Source organism: Streptomyces sp. NPDC110618 (genome assembly GCF_055657065.1).
The window spans coordinates 49,836-67,644 of record NZ_JBVKBN010000013.1; the positions used below are offsets into that span (position 1 = coordinate 49,836).

At 72.1% G+C, this 17,809-nt stretch carries 16 protein-coding genes; 4 read left to right on the forward strand and 12 right to left on the reverse strand.

The genetic code is table 11. The annotated features are described in order from the left end of the window. Window positions 1–7: 7 nt before the first annotated feature. Window positions 8–1,147 carry a 5-(carboxyamino)imidazole ribonucleotide synthase gene (locus tag ACZ7L7_RS22395; protein WP_472076906.1) on the reverse strand — a complete coding sequence of 380 codons (1,140 nt, stop codon included), beginning with the start codon at window positions 1,145–1,147 and terminating at the stop codon, window positions 8–10. Window positions 1,148–1,310: 163 nt separating this feature from the next. On the opposite strand from ACZ7L7_RS22395, the gene ACZ7L7_RS22400 reads away from it, so the two are divergent. Beyond that, window positions 1,311–1,817 (forward strand): GtrA family protein, encoded by a 507-nt coding sequence (locus ACZ7L7_RS22400; RefSeq protein ID WP_285516665.1) that lies wholly within the window; start codon window positions 1,311–1,313, stop codon window positions 1,815–1,817. Here the strand turns inward: ACZ7L7_RS22400 and ACZ7L7_RS22405 are convergent. Next, a complete protein-coding gene (locus ACZ7L7_RS22405) occupies window positions 1,814–3,082 on the reverse strand; it encodes an ATP-binding protein (protein WP_285516664.1) in 1,269 nt (422 codons plus the stop codon). The two genes, ACZ7L7_RS22400 and ACZ7L7_RS22405, sit on opposite strands and share 4 nt — an antisense overlap. 41 nt (window positions 3,083–3,123) lie before the next feature. After that, window positions 3,124–3,801 carry a response regulator transcription factor gene (locus ACZ7L7_RS22410; protein WP_093720955.1) on the reverse strand — a complete coding sequence of 226 codons (678 nt, stop codon included), beginning with the start codon at window positions 3,799–3,801 and terminating at the stop codon, window positions 3,124–3,126. 486 nt (window positions 3,802–4,287) lie between these two features. Between ACZ7L7_RS22410 and ACZ7L7_RS22415 the strand changes: the two genes are divergently transcribed. Next, complete coding sequence (locus ACZ7L7_RS22415) at window positions 4,288–5,784, forward strand: oligopeptide:H+ symporter (RefSeq protein ID WP_285516663.1); 1,497 nt, start codon at window positions 4,288–4,290, stop codon at window positions 5,782–5,784. A gap of 117 nt (window positions 5,785–5,901) precedes the next feature. On the opposite strand, the gene ACZ7L7_RS22420 is transcribed toward ACZ7L7_RS22415, so the two are convergent. The 6 genes from ACZ7L7_RS22420 to ACZ7L7_RS22445 form a co-directional block, all read right to left on the reverse strand. Then, the gene (locus tag ACZ7L7_RS22420) at window positions 5,902–7,179 is read right to left on the reverse strand and encodes a hypothetical protein (protein ID WP_471592399.1); all 1,278 of its coding nucleotides are present in this window, start codon (window positions 7,177–7,179) and stop codon (window positions 5,902–5,904) included. After that, window positions 7,176–8,246 (reverse strand): hypothetical protein, encoded by a 1,071-nt coding sequence (locus ACZ7L7_RS22425; RefSeq protein WP_285516661.1) that lies wholly within the window; start codon window positions 8,244–8,246, stop codon window positions 7,176–7,178. The genes ACZ7L7_RS22420 and ACZ7L7_RS22425 overlap by 4 nt, the downstream gene beginning before the upstream one ends. Then, the gene (locus tag ACZ7L7_RS22430; RefSeq protein WP_472076909.1) at window positions 8,243–9,055 is read right to left on the reverse strand and encodes a hypothetical protein; all 813 of its coding nucleotides are present in this window, start codon (window positions 9,053–9,055) and stop codon (window positions 8,243–8,245) included. The genes ACZ7L7_RS22425 and ACZ7L7_RS22430 overlap by 4 nt, the downstream gene beginning before the upstream one ends. Window positions 9,056–9,107: 52 nt before the next feature. Then, window positions 9,108–9,788, reverse strand: a complete 681-nt coding sequence (locus ACZ7L7_RS22435; protein ID WP_472076911.1) for an LPXTG cell wall anchor domain-containing protein — start codon at window positions 9,786–9,788, stop codon at window positions 9,108–9,110. 207 nt (window positions 9,789–9,995) lie between these two features. Beyond that, window positions 9,996–10,529 carry an ATP-binding protein gene (locus ACZ7L7_RS22440; RefSeq protein WP_285516658.1) on the reverse strand — a complete coding sequence of 178 codons (534 nt, stop codon included), beginning with the start codon at window positions 10,527–10,529 and terminating at the stop codon, window positions 9,996–9,998. A gap of 214 nt (window positions 10,530–10,743) precedes the next feature. Then, complete coding sequence (locus ACZ7L7_RS22445) at window positions 10,744–11,121, reverse strand: STAS domain-containing protein (protein WP_285516657.1); 378 nt, start codon at window positions 11,119–11,121, stop codon at window positions 10,744–10,746. A gap of 236 nt (window positions 11,122–11,357) precedes the next feature. Here ACZ7L7_RS22445 and ACZ7L7_RS22450 point away from each other — a divergent pair, with 236 nt between their 5' ends. Together ACZ7L7_RS22450 and ACZ7L7_RS22455 are read left to right on the forward strand one after the other, a co-directional pair. Next, window positions 11,358–12,275, forward strand: coding sequence for an RNA polymerase sigma factor SigF (locus tag ACZ7L7_RS22450; RefSeq protein WP_285516656.1), 918 nt, complete (start codon window positions 11,358–11,360; stop codon window positions 12,273–12,275). Window positions 12,276–12,438: 163 nt separating this feature from the next. After that, the gene (locus ACZ7L7_RS22455; protein WP_472076914.1) at window positions 12,439–13,932 is read left to right on the forward strand and encodes a ricin-type beta-trefoil lectin domain protein; all 1,494 of its coding nucleotides are present in this window, start codon (window positions 12,439–12,441) and stop codon (window positions 13,930–13,932) included. Window positions 13,933–13,983: 51 nt separating this feature from the next. On the opposite strand, the gene hutI is transcribed toward ACZ7L7_RS22455, so the two are convergent. From hutI to ACZ7L7_RS22470, 3 genes are read right to left on the reverse strand one after another with little or no spacing between them, the layout of a single operon-like run. After that, window positions 13,984–15,156, reverse strand: a complete 1,173-nt coding sequence (gene hutI / locus ACZ7L7_RS22460; protein ID WP_471592395.1) for an imidazolonepropionase — start codon at window positions 15,154–15,156, stop codon at window positions 13,984–13,986. Window positions 15,157–15,176: 20 nt separating this feature from the next. Next, the gene (locus ACZ7L7_RS22465) at window positions 15,177–16,511 is read right to left on the reverse strand and encodes a formimidoylglutamate deiminase (RefSeq protein ID WP_285516653.1); all 1,335 of its coding nucleotides are present in this window, start codon (window positions 16,509–16,511) and stop codon (window positions 15,177–15,179) included. After that, the gene (locus tag ACZ7L7_RS22470; RefSeq protein WP_472076917.1) at window positions 16,508–17,710 is read right to left on the reverse strand and encodes an allantoate amidohydrolase; all 1,203 of its coding nucleotides are present in this window, start codon (window positions 17,708–17,710) and stop codon (window positions 16,508–16,510) included. The genes ACZ7L7_RS22465 and ACZ7L7_RS22470 overlap by 4 nt, the downstream gene beginning before the upstream one ends. Between the last annotated feature and the right edge of the window lie 99 nt (window positions 17,711–17,809).

A 17,809-nucleotide genomic window follows, 5' to 3' on the forward strand; every position in this document is an offset into this window, starting at 1 on the left:
ACCGGGCTCATTCGGTGATCGTGCCTCTCAGGTATCCGGCTGCGTGACGGGCGCGCTCCAGCACGTCGTCCAGCTCGTCGCCGTAGGTGTTGACGTGGCCGACCTTGCGGCCGGGCTTCACGTCCTTGCCGTACATGTGGATCTTCAGCCGGGGGTCGCGGGCCATGCAGTGCAGGTACGCGGAGTACATGTCCGGGTAGTCGCCGCCGAGCACGTTGACCATCACGGTCCACTTGGCGCGGGGGCGCGGGTCGCCGAGCGGGAGGTCGAGGACGGCCCGGACGTGGTTGGCGAACTGGCTGGTGATCGCGCCGTCCTGGGTCCAGTGGCCGGAGTTGTGCGGGCGCATCGCGAGTTCGTTGACCAGGACGCGGCCGTCGCGGGTCTGGAAGAGCTCCACGGCGAGGTGACCGACGACGCCGAGCTCCTTGGCGATGCTCAGGGCCATCTCCTCGGCCTTGAGGGCGAGCGCCTCGTCGAGGTCGGGAGCCGGGGCGATCACGGTGTCGCAGACGCCGTCGACCTGGCGGGACTCCACGACCGGATAGGCGACGGCCTGGCCGTGCGGGGAGCGCACGACGTTGGCGGCCAGCTCGCGGACGAAGTCGACCTTCTCCTCGGCGAGGACGGGGACGCCCGCCTTGAAGGGGGCCTCGGCCTCCTCCGCGGAGTCCACGACCCACACGCCCTTGCCGTCGTAGCCGCCGCGGACGGTCTTGAGGACGATGGGGAAGCCGTCGCCCTCGGCCGCGAAGCGGGCCACGTCCGCGGGGTCGGTGACGATGCGGTGGCGTGGGCACGGCACACCGATGGCGTCGAGCTTGGCCCGCATCACCCCCTTGTCCTGGGCGTGCTGAAGCGCCTCGGGGCCGGGGCGGACGGGGATGCCGTCGGCCTCCAGGGCCCTGAGGTGCTCGGTGGGCACGTGTTCGTGATCGAAGGTGATCACATCGCACCCGCGCGCGAAGTCGCGCAGCGTGTCCAGGTCGCGGTAGTCGCCGATGACGACATCGCTGACGACCTGCGCCGCGGAATCCTGAGGGGTGTCACTGAGGAGCTTGAACCTGATGCCCAGCGGGATGCCTGCCTCGTGTGTCATACGAGCGAGCTGGCCCCCGCCGACCATGCCGACTACCGGGAACGTCACGCCCCTAGGGTATCGGCCGTTCCGGAGCGCCCGGTTTCGCGGCGGCTAACAGGGCCTTTCGTCCGCATCAGCACGGCCCTGTGTGCTGGTCCACAGGCAATCGGGCACCCCGCTGGTTAGCATGGCTTGGTTGACCAAACCGACGGACGGGGGCTTTCACTCCATGGGACGTGGTTCCTCCGGGCTGCTGCGGCGATACGCGCACGAGGTCGCCAAGTTCGGCGCCGTGGGCGGGGCGGGACTGCTGGTCAACCTCGGCGTCTTCAATTTCGTGCGCCATTTCACCGACCTCCAGGTCGTCCGCGCCAGCGTCATCGCGACGGTGGTGGCGATCGCCTTCAACTACGTCGGGTTCCGGTACTTCACCTACCGTGACCGCGACAAGTCCGGCCGCACCCGGGAAATGGGCCTGTTCCTGCTGTTCAGCGGCGCGGGCCTGATCATCGAGAACGGCGTCCTGTACATCGCCACGTACGGGTTCCACTGGGACACCCCGCTGCAGAGCAACGTCTTCAAGTTCCTGGGCATCGCGGTGGCGACCCTGTTCCGCTTCTGGTCGTACCGCACCTGGGTCTTCCGCGCCCTCCCGGCCCCGGAACCGGCGGAAGAACCGTTCCTGAACCAGCCCCGCTCCCCGAAGGCCCAGCCGGCGGCGGCGACCCGACGCTAACGAACCGTCGGTGTCGCCGGGTCCGACGGCTTGGTAGGGGTGCGGGAGAGGAACAGGCCGAAGACCGGGGGTGCGGCCTGGAGCATCTCCAGGCGGCCGCCGTCCGCCTCCGCGAGGTCCCGGGCCACCGCCAGGCCGATGCCCGTGGAGTTGCGGCCGCTGATCGCGCGCTCGAAGATGCGGGCGCCCAGGTCGGCCGGGACGCCGGGGCCCTCGTCGGTCACCTCGATGACCGCCTGGTTGCCGGTGACCCGGGTGCGCAGCGCGACCGTGCCGCCGCCGTGCATGAGGCTGTTCTCGATCAGGGCCGCCAGCACCTGGGCCACCGCGCCGGGCGTGCCCACGGCCTGGAGGTGGCGTTTGCCGGAGCTGACGATGGCGCGGCCCGCGCTGCGGTACGCCGGACGCCACTCGGCGAGCTGCTGCTGGATGACCTCGTCGAGGTCGAAGGTGACCGCGGAGCCGGTGCGGGGGTCGCGGGAGTTGGTCAGCAGACGTTCCACCACGTCCGTGAGGCGTTCCACCTGGGTCAGCGCGATGGTGGCCTCCTCCTTCACGGTGTCCGGGTCGTCGGTGAGGGTGATCTCCTCCAGCCGCATCGACAGCGCCGTGAGCGGGGTGCGCAGCTGGTGGGAGGCGTCCGCGGCCAGCCGCCGTTCCGCCGTCAGCATCCGCGCGATCCGCTCCGCGCTGGCGTCCAGCACATCCGCCACCCGGTCCAGCTCCTGGACGCCGTACCGCTTGTGGCGCGGCCTGGGGTCCCCGGAGCCGAGGCGTTCCGCGGTCTCGGCGAGGTCGGTCAGCGGGGAGGCGAGCCGGTTGGCCTGGCGCAGCGCCAGCAGGACCGCCGCGATCACCGCGAGCAGCGCCACCGCCCCGATGATCAGCAGCGTCCGCCCGACCTCACGGGTCACCGCGGAGCGGGGTTCCATGACGGTGACCGTCTCGCCCTCCCGGCCCTCGCGGGTGGCGCTGATGGTGTCGCCGTCGGGCTTCTCCCCGATGGAGATGGGCCGCTCCCCGGGCACCCGGATGACCGCGTACCGGTCCTCGGGCACCTGGTCGCGCAGCATGTCGGCGGTGACCGCCCCGGTCGCGAGCAGCCTGCTGTCGACGATGGAGGCGAGCCGCACCGCCTCGGACTCCACCCGCTCCTGCGCGGTGCTGCTGATGGTGCGGGTCTCCACGATGACCAGGGAGACCCCGAACACGGCGATCACGACGAGGACCACGGCGAGCGTGGACTGGATCAGTCGGCGGCGCATGGACCCGTACTACTCACTCACTGCTCGTCGTTCCCGTGCTCTCAGCTTTTCTCGAACCGGAAGCCCACGCCTCGCACGGTGGCGATGTAGCGCGGGTTCGCCGCGTCGTCGCCGAGCTTCTTGCGCAGCCAGGAGATGTGCATGTCGAGGGTCTTGGTGGACGACCACCAGGTGGTGTCCCAGACCTCGCGCATCAGCTGGTCGCGGGTGACCACGCGGCCCGCGTCGCGCACCAGCACCCGCAGCAGGTCGAACTCCTTGGCGGTGAGCTGCAGCTCCTCGTCGCCCATCCAGGCCCGGTGCGACTCCACGTCGATCCGCACCCCGTGCGTGGCCGGCGGCTGCTGCGGTTCCGCGGCGCCGCGCCGCAGCAGGGCTCGTACCCGGGCGAGCAGCTCGGCGAGCCGGAAGGGCTTGGTGACGTAGTCGTCGGCGCCCGCGTCGAGCCCGACGACGGTGTCCACCTCGTCGGCGCGCGCGGTGAGGATGAGGATCGGCACGCTGTGCCCCTCGGCCCGCAGCCGCCGCGCCACTTCCAGGCCGTCCATGCCGGGCAGCCCGAGGTCCAGCACCACGAGGTCGACGCCGCCCTGCATTCCGGCGTCCAGCGCGGTGGGTCCGTCCTCACGCACCTCGACCTCGTAGCCCTCCCGGCGCAGTGCACGGGCCAGCGGCTCCGAGATGGACGCGTCGTCCTCGGCGAGCAGTACACGGGTCATGAGCTGATGGTAGTCCGCCCGTGACAGCGGCCGGAGGGTGATGGCCAGGAGTGATTCTCACCTCGCCCCTACCCGCCCCTTACCTTGGTATAGACCTATACCTCTAGGGTGAGACCGGGCCAGGACCTTCGAATGGGTGTGCGCAGGCGCAACGACACCTGTGATTACGGTCTCAAGTCCTTCCATTTCCGGCACTGTCCTGCCGTATGGTGATTGAACGCCTGTAGCACCACGGGGACCTTTGGCGACACACCTGACGCTGAAGGTCTCTTTTGTGTGCGGGCCGGTACGACCGGCCTCGAAAGGAATGACCTGTGGCCGGGCCCCTCACCGGGGGCGTGGATCCCGGTGGTCGGCGTCCTTCGCTCCGCGATCCGGAGCGGAACTCCCCTGGGCGTGGGGTGGGCGGCCGGCCCCGCCGGTGCCGGCCGCCCCCACCGGGCGCGCAACGCTCCACCCGCGCGTCCCGACCAGCAAGGAACGACCATGGCGTCCAGCCTGACGAAGGACTCGGTCACCCGGGGCACCCCCGGTTCCGAGAGGACCTTCTTCGGCCACCCCCGCGGACTGGCCACTCTCTTCATGACCGAGATGTGGGAGCGTTTCTCCTACTACGGCATGAGGGCTCTGCTCCCGCTCTACCTCGTGGCGCCGGGTGGTCTCCACCTCGACGCGGCCACCGCCACCGCGATCTACTCCGTGTACCTGTCGCTGGTGTACCTGCTCGCCATGCCCGGCGGCTGGTTCGGCGACCGGGTCTGGGGCCCGCGCAGGACCGTCGCGGTCGCCGGTGCGGTGATCATGCTCGGCCACCTCACCCTGGCCCTGCCCTCCTCGGGCACCTTCTACGCCGGCCTCGGCCTGGTCGCCATAGGCTCGGGCCTGCTGAAGGCCAACATCTCCACGATGGTCGGCCACCTCTACGACGGCCCGGACGACCCGCGCCGCGACGGTGGCTTCACCGTGTTCTACATGGGCATCAACCTCGGTGCCTTCGCCGCCCCGCTGATCATCGGCACCATCGGCGAGAACGTGAACTGGCACCTGGGCTTCGCGCTCGCCGCGCTCGGCATGGCGCTCGGCCTCGCCCAGTTCCTGATCGGCAGCCGCAACCTCTCCCCGCGCTCCAGCGTCGTCCCCAAGCCGCTGTCCGCGGAGGAGAAGACCTCCACCCTGCGCAAGGCCGCCGTCTGGGCCGGTGTCGCCGTGGTGTTCTACGCGATCGTCGGCTTCTCCGGCAGCTACACCCTGAACTGGATCCTGGTCCCGCTGACCCTGCTCGGCGTGATCATCCCGACGCTGGTCCTGGTCCGCATCAAGCGCGACAAGGAGCTGGACAGCCGCGAGCAGAAGTCGATGTCGGCGTACCTGTGGTTCTTCGTCGCCGCCGCCGTCTTCTGGATGATCTACGACCAGGGCGGCTCGACCCTGTCGATCTTCGCCGACTCCTCCGCCGAGAACAGCGTCCTCGGCTGGGACTTCCCGGTCTCCTGGTACCAGTCGGTCAACCCGGTCCTGATCATGGCCCTGGCCCCGGTCTTCGCCTGGGTCTGGCTCGCGCTGAACCGGCGCGGCAAGGAGCCGAGCACGATCGTGAAGTTCGCCTCGGGTCTGGTCCTGGTCGGCGCGTCCTTCTTCCTCTTCCTCGCCCCGCTGTCGATCGCCGAGGGCGGTCACAAGGCGGCCGCGATGTGGCTGGTGGCGATCTACTTCGTCCAGACCGTCGGTGAGCTGCTGGTGTCCCCGGTGGGTCTGTCGGTCACGACGAAGATGGCGCCCGCCAAGTACGCCTCCCAGATGATGGGTGTCTGGTTCCTCGCCGTCACCGCCGGTGACGCGACCACCGGTCTGCTCTCCATCGCGGGCGTGGACCTGAACAAGACGGGTGTCGTCGCCCTGGAGGCCACGCTCGCCGTGGCCGCGGGTGTCGCGGTCTGGATGTACCGCAAGCGCGTCAAGGAGCTCATGGGCAGCGTCAACTGACGTATCCCCACCGCGTTGTCGGGGCCGCCGTGATCCTTACGGGTCGCGGCGGCCCCGTCGCGTGCCAGCGGGGCCTCGGCCCGTCACGTCTCGGCGTGCCCTCGGCCCCGTCACGTCTCAGCGTGCCCTTCGGCCCGGCAGGAACGTGAGCACCGCCGTGCCCAGCAGCACCACCGTGCCCGCGACCAGCCCCAGCGCCTTGAGCGCGCCGTCGCCCGCGGCACCCGTCTCCGCCAGGCCGCCGTCCGGCGTCGTACCGCCGCTGCCACTGCCATTGCCGCTGCCGCCGCCCGACCCGGTGGACCCGCCGCCCGACGCGCCGCCCTCCTGCTCGGTCGTGTCCAGGGTCAGCGAGACCTCCGTGCGCTCCGGTGTGCAGGTCGTCGTGGTGCCCAGGGCCTCCACGGTCAGCACGCCCGGCGCGAGGGTGGACTCACCGCCGGCGCCCGGCTTGTAGGTGCCCTTGAGGTCCGGGATCTCGATCGGGTCGCCCGCCTTGATGGGCTCGGCGTTCACCGGGCCCTCGACATGAACCGTGCCCTTGTCGGCACCGCCGAGGACTACCTCCATCGACGGCTTGACCGAGCCCGCGGGGATCTCGGCGGGGCTGTCCATCACCGACTTCTCGAACCGCACCGTGAGGTCGAAGCTCCCGCCGTTCTTCCTCGCGTCGATCCGCACCGGCGAGACGGCGTTCCTGTCGCCGATGGGCGTCTTGCAGGCGTAGGGGACCTGGACCTCCTTGCCGGTGAAGTCGGTCGGGCCGGGGTCGTCGCCGGTCTCGGAGGGAGAAGGGCTCGGCTGCGACGGCGAGGGGGTGGGAGTCGGCGTGGGTGTCGGTGTCGGGGTCGGGGTGGGAGTCGGTGACTGGGACTCCCCCACCTTGATCGTCGCCGCCGCTCCCACCGCCTCCTCCGGCGTGCACTTGGTGTCCGTCGACAGCGCGTTGATGGCGTACGCGTCCGGCGTCAGCGTCACCTCGCCGGGTGCCGTCAGCTTCAGCGTCCCCTTCATGTCGGACAGCACCATCGCGCCGCCCCTGGGGATCGGCGGGTTCTCCCGCGGCCCGCGCAGGGTGATGTCCGCGCTCTGCGCGCCGGACGCCTTGAGCGTGCCGCTGGGCTGGACCGAGTTCGCGGGCAGGTCGATGAGGTCGGGGTTCTTGGAGGCGGCCTGGACGAACTTCCACACCACCTCGACCTCGTCGCCGACCTCGGCCGTGGCGGGCGCGTTGATCTCCACCTTCGTGGTGCCCTTGACCGGCGGCAGCCCCGAGATCGCGGGCGGGACGCACTCGGTGGCGTACGACACCTCCGCCGCGTGGGCCGGGCTCGCGGCCAGGCCCAGCAGCAGTGCGGCCGCGACGGCCGCGGCGGCTCTCCTTCGCTTGCTCACGGGGGTCCCTTCCTGGTGGGAGTCGTCGGACTCGTCGGGCGTTCGTCGTGCGGTGCGGAGAGCCGGCCCGCCGTGCCCGGACCGGAGTCGGGGGTGAACCACGGCAGGGTCGATGACATCGCGTGCCTGGCCCGCTCGCGGGGCCGCAACCCCGGCAGGCGCAGGGCGAGTTCGGGCAGCCGCGGCCCGCCGCGGCGGACGCGCGGACGGGGCCGTATCCGGTCCACCACCGCCATGCCGACGCGGAACAGCGCGGCGGGGACGACCAGGCAGACCAGGATCCAGAACAGGGTCACGCCCCAGGGGCGGCCCACGCCCCAGGGCTGTTCGGCCATCACCTTGCCGCCGTACTTCAGCGAGACGGTGTAGTCGCCGTGCGCCCCGGCGGAGAGTTCCACGGGCAGTTCGACGCGCGCCCTGCCGCCGGGCCGGATGGTGCCGCGCCACTGGTGTTCCTGCCATTCGGGGGCGAACACCCCGTGGGAGGTGCCGACTTGGAACAACGGGTTCTTCACCGGCGAGGTGCCCACGTTGCCGACGGTGAAGACCAGGGTGCGGGCGGGCGGGGCGCCGAACCAGGTCAGCAGCCCGCCGGAGCCGTCCAGGCGGGTGTCGGTGAGGAGGGCGAGGCGTCCCCCGGCCGCGTCCGCGGGCAGCGGTTCCACGGCGTGCCCGGCGACCTGGAAGGCGGCGTCGGCCTCCGCCTTGGCGCCCTGGACGGTGGCCACGTGCACCACGCAGGGGCAGGGCACGGGCGGTTCGGCCACCGGCAGCTTCCGGCTGAACCGGCCCTCGGCGTCCGTCGTCACGGCCCTGCCGTCGGCGTTGGCACAGGAGTTGGTGCCGCCGGTGACGCCGGAGGAGGGCACCGACTGCCCGCAGACCAGGATCATCAGCAGCGCCCGCGCCCGCCACCCCTCACCGCTGACGGTGATCGAGCCTCCCGTCCCCGCCTGCGAGGCGGACAGCTTCACGGTGGGCCGGTCGGCGGCCGACGCGACCGGTGCCACCGACAGCACCAGGAGCAGCAGGGCGAGCAGCGCCGGGATCCGCACCTTGCCGTTCACTTCGACGCTCCCGTCAACTCGGCCTCCTCATCGAGTGGTTCGGCGGCCCTGCGGGTACGGCGCCCGCGGTGCCGTACGGCGAACAGGGCCGCGGTGGCCGTCACGCCCGCGATCGGTTCCCAGGGGACGAACCGGGCCGACGTGTGTGCCGTGTCGTGGGCTCCTCCCCCGGCGGTCGCCGTGAGGCGGATGTCGAGGGCGTCCAGGGTCGGGCGGTCGGGCCAGGGCTCGGTGAGTTCGAGGCGTTCGCCCGGGTCGAGTCCGGCGGGCAGGGGGCGTGCGGGGCGGTCCAGGACCGGGCCGAAGAGACCGTCGGCGCGGACCGCCAGGCGGGGCTGGAGGGCGGTGGTGCCGCGGTTGACGATCTCGTACGTGATGCCGTCGCCGTCGACCCGTACGTGCTCGACCGTCAGGGCGGACAGCCTCGGGACCTCGGCGCGCAGGTGCAGGGCGACCGTGCGGGAGGCGCCGTCCGGGGCGCGGGCGACGAGGCGGGCCGAGCGGTCGGTGTCCGGGACGGTCGCCGTGAAGGGGATGTCGGCGCGGGTGCGGGCCGGGACGCGGACCTCGGAGCGGGCGAAGGCGACCCGGGCGCCGGTGGCGGTCAGGCGGACGGTGAGCGGCTGCCCGCCCCGGTTGGTCACCGACACCGTGTCCTCGACGGACGTGCCGGGCGCGCCCTCGGCGTAGAAGGAGGGCCGCCCGCCGCCCGCGGGCGCCACGGACCAGGCCCCGTCGGCGGCCATGGCGGGCGTGGCGCACGGCAGGAGCAGCAGGGCGGGCAGGAGGACACGGGCGGTCAGCGACATGGGCGGCTCCAACGCTGGTCCGGGGTGGTCGAGCGCGCCGGGCGCGCCGCCCTCAGTGCCGTACGGTCCGGTTCCGGCGGGTCAGCCACAGGGTGCCCGCCGCGCCCGTGAGCAGGACGGTGCCGCCGAGCGTGGCGAGGGCGATCGCCGAGTCCTCGGGGCCGGTCTGCGGGAGTTCGCCGCCGGTGCCGGTGCCGGAGCCGGACTGGGGGGTGCCGCCGCCCGCGGCCCTGACGTCGAGGGTGAGGGCGGGACCGGGGCTGTTGGAGGGGGTGCAGGTGGTCGTCGTACCGAGCGCCTTGATGGTGAGCACACCGGGTGTGAAGGTGACCTTGCCGGACTTCTTGGGGGTGTAGGTGCCCGTCAAGTCGTTGATTTTGATGGGGGTGTTGGCCGGGATGGCCTCCTGGTTGGCGGGGCCCGACACCTGCAGCGTGCCGCTGTCCGCGCCGCCGAGTTCGATGGTGGCGCTCGGGTTCATCGCGCCCTTGCCCAGCTCGACCGGGCTGGAGGAGACGCCCTTCTGCCAGGACATCGTGACCCTGTAGCCGTCGCCGCTCGGCACACCCTTGATGTCGATGGGCGAGACGGCGCTCTTGTCGCCGATCGGGGTCTTGCACTGGTAGTTGACGTCCACGACCTCTGCGCGGGCGGCGGGGGCGGCCATCAGCACCGCCGACCCGGCCAGGGCCGCGACGGACGCGAGCGCGGCGGTTCGTTTCCGGTACGACACGGTTCCGCTCCCTCTCGTTCCTGACGGCACATCAGATCGGCCGTCAAGGTACGCCCGGGGCCCGGAGGAAGGAAGACACAGTGCGTGTCGGAACTGTGGGGATGCGCGACGCCGGGGGGCGGCTCGGACCGAGCGGCCGCGCGGATCCGTCAGGCCGAGCGCCCGGCTCCGCCCGGACTCCGCGCGGATCCGCCACGCCGGGACGGCTCAGGCCGGAGCACCCAGCTCCGCCCAGACCGTCTTGCCGGCGACGCCCGGGGTCCGTACGACACCCCAGTCCAGACAGAGCCGCTGCACGATGAACATGCCGTGCCCGCCGGGGCGGCCCGCGCGGTGCGGGGTGCGGGGCGCGGGCTGGCCGGTGCCGCGGTCGGAGACCTCCAGCCGGATCACCTTGTTGTCGCAGGTGATCCGGAGCCGGTCCGGGCCCTCGGCGTGCAGACAGGCGTTGGTGACGAGCTCGGAGACGACGAGCAGGACGTCCTCGGCCGCCGCGCGCCGGTCGGCGGTGGCGGCGGGCAGCCAGCCCCAGGCGTACAGCGCCTGCCGGGTGAAGTCGCGGGCGAGCGGGACGACACCGCTCTGCCCGTCCAGGCTCAGGGTGCGGACCTGCGGTCCGGTCACCGGCTGGGCCACCGGTTCCGACGGCGGGGCCGCGGCCGGGTCCGCGTCGGGCGTCCCGGAAGCGCCGCTGGGCTCGGGGCCGCGGTCGCCCGGCGAGCAGGGCCGGGTGGTGCTCATCAGCGCTTCACCTCACCGATTCACCAGTTCACGATGGAAGATGTCCGTACAGGTCCGGTCACGTTCCCGTCGCTGTGACAGCGACATGTCCAGGATGACTCCTGCCCGGGCCGTCCGGTGGAACACCCCCGTATTCGGCACGAATCATGTGCGTACGGGGGCGGTGTTCCGGGTGCGGCGGCACGGGCCGGTGCCCGGACCGCCGTCGGCCCGCTCAGCCGTCCTCGTCGGCGAGGGCGGACGCGAGGCTGTCGTGGACGGTGAAGACCGCCTCGGCCCCGGTGATCTCGAAGACCCGCGCCACCACGGGCTGCATCGCGACGAGGTGCACACCACCCCCGGCGGCCTCCGCCTTCAGGCGCGCGCCGAGCAGCACATTGAGTCCGGTGGAGTCGCAGAAGTCCAGACGCCCGCAGTCGACGACCAGTCTGCTGAAGCCCTTGGCGAGGCATTCCTCAAGTGGCTCACGCAACAGATCGGCGGTGTGGTGATCCAACTCACCCACCGCGCTCACCACGGCGCTGGAGCCCTCTTCCCGCACCTCCACCAGAAGCCGGCCGGACTGTGCGTTGCCGACTCTCCCGCGGTCCATGCCGTCTCTCACTCCCGAGGTCGTGGCTGACTGACGCCCTCGCACACTACGCCCTCCACTCACCCTTCGGCACCCGAACATCCACCCAGAAACGGACATTTCACCACAGAACACACTTGCGGTGATCTCGGGAAAGCGGGTAGGGCTAGTAGGGACACACACCCGACACGGCCGGCTTTGGAGGCGCCGCACACCGCAGTGCACCTGATGGCTTCGGCAGCCGTATGCCGAGAACGATGGAGGACATCATGTCACCCCGGCTCGACGCCCCGCATACCGATCAGGCGACGTCGACAACCCACCCGGAACATCTGGCTCCCATCGAGCAGGACATCGAGCAGGACGACGTCCTCGCCGGACTCCCGGAGATACCGCCTTTCGACGAGGTGGGCCCGGTCGACGCACGAGCCCTGTCCAAAACCCTCTTCGAGCGGCTGGAGTCGCTGGAGGAAGGGACCCACGAATACTCCTACGTCCGCAACACGCTCGTAGAACTCAACCTCGCGCTGGTCAAGTTCGCCGCCTCCCGCTTCCGCTCGCGCAGCGAGCCCATGGAGGACATCATCCAGGTCGGCACCATCGGCCTGATCAAGGCGATCGACCGGTTCGAGCTCAGCCGCGGAGTGGAGTTCCCCACCTTCGCGATGCCCACCATCGTGGGCGAGATCAAGCGTTTCTTCCGGGACACCTCCTGGTCCGTGCGCGTCCCGCGCCGCCTCCAGGAACTCCGGCTCGACCTCGCCAAGGCAGGCGACGAACTGGCCCAGAAGCTCGACCGCGCCCCGACGGTGGCCGAGCTCGCCGAACGCCTCGGACTGACCAACGACGAGGTCGTCGAGGGCATGGCCGCCTCCAACGCCTACACCGCCTCCTCGCTGGACGCCCAGCCGGAGGAGGACGACGCCGAGGGCGCGCTCGCCGACCGGATCGGCTACGAGGACCACGGACTCGAAGGCATCGAGTACGTCGAGTCGTTGAAGCCCCTGATCGCCCAACTCCCGCCCCGGGACCGCAAGATCCTCTCCCTGCGGTTCGTCGCGGGCATGACCCAGTCGGAGATCGGCGAGGAACTGGGCATCTCACAGATGCATGTCTCCCGGCTGCTCTCCCGCACGCTGGTGCGTCTGCGCAAGGGACTGACCCTGGAGGAGTAGCCCCTCGGCGCCTCGTGGACCACCCACGGACCTTCTTGAGGACCTCGCGGGTTACCCACGGAAACTCTTTCCTCACGGCCTCCCTTCCTTCACTATGAGCCGTCGTACCCGCCGGTAGCACCGGATCACCGGCGAGTACGGCGGCTCATGAGGAGGCGGGTTCATGATGTGGGCCGACCATGGCGCGACCGACGCACGGCTGACCGAACTGCTGCGCGCCGACTCCGCCACCGCCTACCGCGCGCTCCAGGAGCTGCGCGCCCGCCACCGCCCCGCCGTACTGGCCTACGCCCGGCTCTGCACCACCGGCGACTCCGTGGCCCGGCAGCTCGCGGGCCAGGTCTTCGCCCTCGCGGCCCGGGAGACGGCCCGCGGTGTCGACCCCGGCGGGCCCTGGCGGCACCGGCTCCTGCTGATCACCGGGCAGCTCGCCGCCTCCTGGGCGGCGGACGAGCGGGCGGCGGGGCTGGACTCCGGGCTGCTGCTCGTGCTCAGCGCGGCAGGGCCGGACGGTCCGGTGCCGCCCCTGCTGGGCGCGTTCCGGTCGCTGCCCGAGAGCGCGCGGGGCCTGCTCTGGTACGCGGTCGTGGAACGCGAACCGGACGAGCGCACCGCCGCCTTCCTGGGCCTGACCCGCGAGGACGTCGCCCACGGCACCGCGGCGGCCCTCCAGCAGCTCGCCCGCGCGGCGCTGCGTGCCCGGCTGGCGGCCTCCCCCGACCCCGACTGCCGCGACTTCCAGCGGCTGATCGAGGAATCGGTGCACCCGGACAACCCGCGCGTCAGCGCCGATCTGCACGCCCACATGGCCCGCTGCGCCACCTGTACGGCCGCCCGCGAGGAGCAGAGCGCCCTGCGCGAGGACCCGCGGCGCACCCTCGGCGAGGGCCTGCTGCCGTGGGCGGGCGCGGTGTACGTCCTGGACGAACCGGCGCCTCTCGCCCCCCGCCCGCGCACCCGGCCCGCCCCCTGGCCGCCGTCCCGGCGGTCCGTGCTGGTGTCGGCGGCGCTGGGCATGGCCCTGGTACCCCTGCTGGTCCTCCTGGTGGCGCGGTCGGGGTCCCCCGACGACTCCCGGGAACCGGTGAGTTCGGCCGCGACGGACGCGCTGGTGATTCCGCCCCCGGTGACCGTGACGGCGACGGTCCCGGTGACCCCGTCGGCCACCCGCTCCCCGTCGAAATCGCCGTCCCCCACCCGGAGTTCGGCGTCCCCCTCCCCCACGCCGACGCCGTCCTTCCAGCCGCCCGGCGGCTCCTACGCGCGCGTGGTGAACCTCTCCAGCGGGCAGTGCCTGGACGTGCGCGACGGCGAGTTCGAGAAGGGCACGGACGTCATCATGGCGCCGTGCTCGTCCCTGCCCACCCAGCGCTGGCGGGTCGACTCCGAACGGGGCGTGGTGCAGTCGTACGCCGACCCCGACTACTGCCTGGACAGCCGCGGTTCGGTGGAGCGCGGGGTCGGCATCTGGACCTGCGACTCGGTCCACGGGGACAACGGCCAGAACCTGCGGTTCGCCGTCGACTCCCGCGGTTTCATCCGGCCCGGTATCGCCCCCGGCCACGCGGTGACGCCGGTCGGGGACGGGGCGGTGGCGGTGGCGGTGGCGCTGGTGACGGAGCGCGGGAGCGACGGGCAGCGGTGGCGGAGCGGGTGACCCGACGGGCGGGAACGGTGACCGGGCAATCGAGGGCGACCCGACGGCCGGTCAGACCACGCGCTCGCCGCGCCGCCACACCCCGGTGACCAGCGGTACGCCCGGCCGGTAGGCCAGGTGCACATGGCTCGGCGCGTCCAGGAGCGTGAGGTCGGCGCGGGCGCCCGGGGTGATCCGGCCGACGTCCGTGCGGCGCAGGGCCGCGGCGCCGCCCGCGGTGGCCGACCAGACCGCCTCGTCGGGGGTCATGCCCATGTCCCGCACGGCGAGCGCGATGCAGAAGGGCACGGACGAGGTGAAGGACGAGCCCGGGTTGCAGTCGGTGGACAGTGCCACAGTGACCCCCGCGTCCAGCAGCCGCCGGGCGTCCGGCCACTCGGCGCGGGTGGAGAACTCGGCGCCGGGCAGCAGGGTGGCGACGGTGTTCCCGCCGGCCAGGGCGTCGACGTCGGCGTCGGTGAGGTGGGTGCAGTGGTCGGCGCTGGCGGCGTCGAGCTCGACGGCGAGCTGGACACCGGGGCCGTAGGAGAGCTGGTTGGCGTGGATGCGCGGGTGCAGGCCCTTCGCCTTGCCGGCGGTGAGGATCGCGCGGGCCTGGTCGCCGTCGAAGGCGCCCTTCTCGCAGAACACGTCGATCCAACGGGCGTACGGCGCGCAGGCGTCCAGCATCTCGCCGGTGACCAGGGCGACATAGGCGGCCGGGTCACCGGCGTAGTCCGGGGAGACGATGTGGGCGCCGAGGTAGGTGACCTCGTCGGTGTGGGCGGCGGCGATGCGCAGGGCGCGGGCCTCGTCCTGGACGGTCAGTCCGTAGCCGGACTTGGTCTCGAAGGTCGTGGTGCCCTGGCGCAGTGCCTCGTCGAGGTAGCGGGTGAGGTTGGCCTCCAGCTCGGCGTCGGTGGCCGCGCGGGTCGCCGCGACCGTGGTGCGGATGCCGCCCGCGGTGTAGGAGCGGCCGGACATCCGGGCGTTGAACTCCTGGGTGCGGTCGCCCGCGAAGACCAGGTGGGAGTGGGAGTCCACGAAGCCCGGCAGGACCGCCCGGCCGCCCGCGTCGACCCGATTGTCAGTGGCGGGTGCTTTGCTTGACTCACCGGTCCACACGACCCGGTCGCCCTCGATGACGACGGCCGCGTCCTGGACCAGTCCGAGGGGGGAGTTGTCACCGAGGGAGGGGTCGTTGGTGACCAGCGTGGCGATGTTGCTGATGACGGTGCTGCTCATCGTGTCCTCGTGGGTCGTGGTCAGGCGCGCAGGGCTTCGACCGCACGCGACAGGGCCTGCGGCACATCGGGTACGAGCTGGTGGGCGCCGTCGCGCACGATGTGACGTCCCGCCACGACCGTGTGCCGTACGTCCGCCGCACTCGCCGCGAATACGGCCGTCTCGGCGCCGAGCCGCGGCAGCGGCCCCGCCGTTCTGACCGAGTCGAGCGCGATCGTCGTGAAGTCGGCGCGGGCGCCCGCCTCCAGAGTGCCCGTGTCGTCCCAGCCGAGGGCCTCGTGACCGTCGGCGGAGGCCGCCCGCAGCAGGGCCGCCGCCGTCCAGTGCCCCCGGGTGCGGGTGCGCAGGCGCTCGTTGAGCTCCATGGCGCGCGCCTCCTCCAGCAGGTCGATGACGGCGTGGCTGTCGGAGCCGAGGGAGAGCGGGGAGCCCTCGTTCTGCAGGGCCACGGCGGGGCCGATGCCGTCGGCGAGGTCCCGTTCGGTGGTCGGGCACATACAGGTGCCGGTGCCGCTGCCGCCGATCAGGGAGATGTCCTCGGCCGTCAGGTGGGTGTTGTGCACGCCGGTGGTGCGCGGGCCGAGGACGCCGTGCACGGCGAGGAGCTGGGTCGGGGTGCAGCCGTGGACCTCGTGGCACGCCTCGTTCTCGGCGGTCTGCTCCGACAGATGCACATGGAGCGGGGCGCGCCGCTCCTCGGCCCACCCGGCGACGGTCGCCAACTGCTCGGCGGGCACGGCCCGTACGGAGTGGATCGCCGCCCCGATCCGCGCGTGATCCCGTTCCTTGAGAACTGAACAGCGTTCCGCCCAGGCGTCCGCGGTGCCGTCGGAGAAGCGCAGCTGGTGCCGGTTGGGCGGCCGGCCGAAGCCGGAGGAGAGGTAGGCGGTGTCGAGGAGGGTGATGCGGATACCGGCGTCGGCGGCCGCCGCGATCAGCGCCTCGCCCATGGCGTTGGGGTCGGCGTAGGGGGTGCCGCCGGGGGCGTGGTGGACGTAGTGGAACTCGCCCACGGCCGTGATCCCGGCGAGCGCCATCTCCGCGTACACCGCCCGCGCGAGGGCGTGGTAGCTGTCCGGGGTGAGCCGGTCGGCGGTGGCGTACATGACCTCGCGCCAGGTCCAGAAGGTCCCGCTGCCGACCTGGACGGTGCCGCGCAGGGCGCGGTGGAAGGCGTGGGAGTGGGCGTTGGCCAGTCCAGGCAGGGTGAGTCCGCGGAGGATCTCGGCGCCGGGCGGCGGGGTCTCGGTACCGGTGCGGACGGCCGTGATGCGGCCGTCCGTCACGTCCAGTGCCACGCCCGGTTCGACATAGGTGCCGAGCCAGGCGTGCTCCAGCCAGTACGTCCGTGTCACGCGCGGGCCAGCCCTTCCAGTACGTCGGCGAGTGCGAGGACACCGGCCACGCAGTCGTCCTCGGCCGCGAATTCGGCCGGGGAGTGCGAGACGCCGGTGGGGTTGCGTACGAACAGCATGGCGGTCGGGATGCTCCCGGACAGGATTCCGGCGTCGTGTCCGGCGCCGGTGCCGAGGACGGGCACCTTGAGGTCGGTGTCCTTGCCGAGGATGCGGGCCAGTTCGTCGCGCAGGGCGTGGTCGAACTCGACGACGGGGGTGAAGGACTCCCGTACGACGTCCAGGGCGATGCCGTGGGCGGCGGCGTACTCCCGTGCGGCGCGCTCGATGCCGGTGACGACGGTGTCGAGGCTCGCCTGGTCCTCGGCACGGGAGTCGAGCCAGCCGCGCACCAGGGAGGGGATGGCGTTGACGCCGTTCGGCTCGACGGAGATCTTGCCGAAGGTGGCGACGGCGCCCGCGAGTTCGGCCTCCCGGCGGGCGGCGAGCACGGTCTCGGCGTACGACAGCATCGGGTCGCGGCGGTCCACCAGGCGGGTGGTGCCGGCGTGGTTGGCCTCGCCGCGGAAGTCGAACCGCCAGCGTCCGTGCGGCCAGATGGCGCTGGCGATGCCGACGGCGTCCCCGGAGAGGTCCAGCGCCCGGCCCTGCTCGACGTGCAGTTCGACGAAGGCGCCGATCCGGGACAGCCGCTCGGGGTCGGGGCCGATGGCCTCGGGGTCGTAGCCGGCCGCCTCCATGGCGCGGGGCAGGCTGATCCCGTCGCCGTCGGTGAGCTTGTGCGCGCCTTCGACGGTGAGCTGTCCGGCGGTGAGCCGGGACCCGACGCAGGCGAGCCCGAACCGGGCGCCCTCCTCGTCCCCGAAGTTGACGATGGCGAGCGGCTTGCCGAACTCCACGCCCCGGCCGCGCAGTTCGTCCAGCGCGGCGAAGGACGACACGACACCCAGGGGGCCGTCGAAGGCGCCCCCGTCCGGCACGGAGTCCAGATGGGACCCGGTGACGACGGCGTCCCCGGCGGCGGGATCCCCGAGCCAGGCCCACTGGTTCCCGTTCCGGTCCACCTCGTAGACCAGCCCCCGCGCCTCGGCCTGCGCCTTGAACCAGGCCCGGCAATCGAGATCGGCCCCGGTCCAGGCGTAACGCCGGTAACCGCGCGACTCGGGGTGCCGCCCGACGGGGTACAGCTCCCGCCACATCTCGTGGAACGAGCTGCCGTGAGCCGGCTGTGGGCAGTCGTTCCGCAGGGCGATGGGGGTCTCCCCGCTCGAACGAAGTGGAGAGTGGGGGCGGGTGGG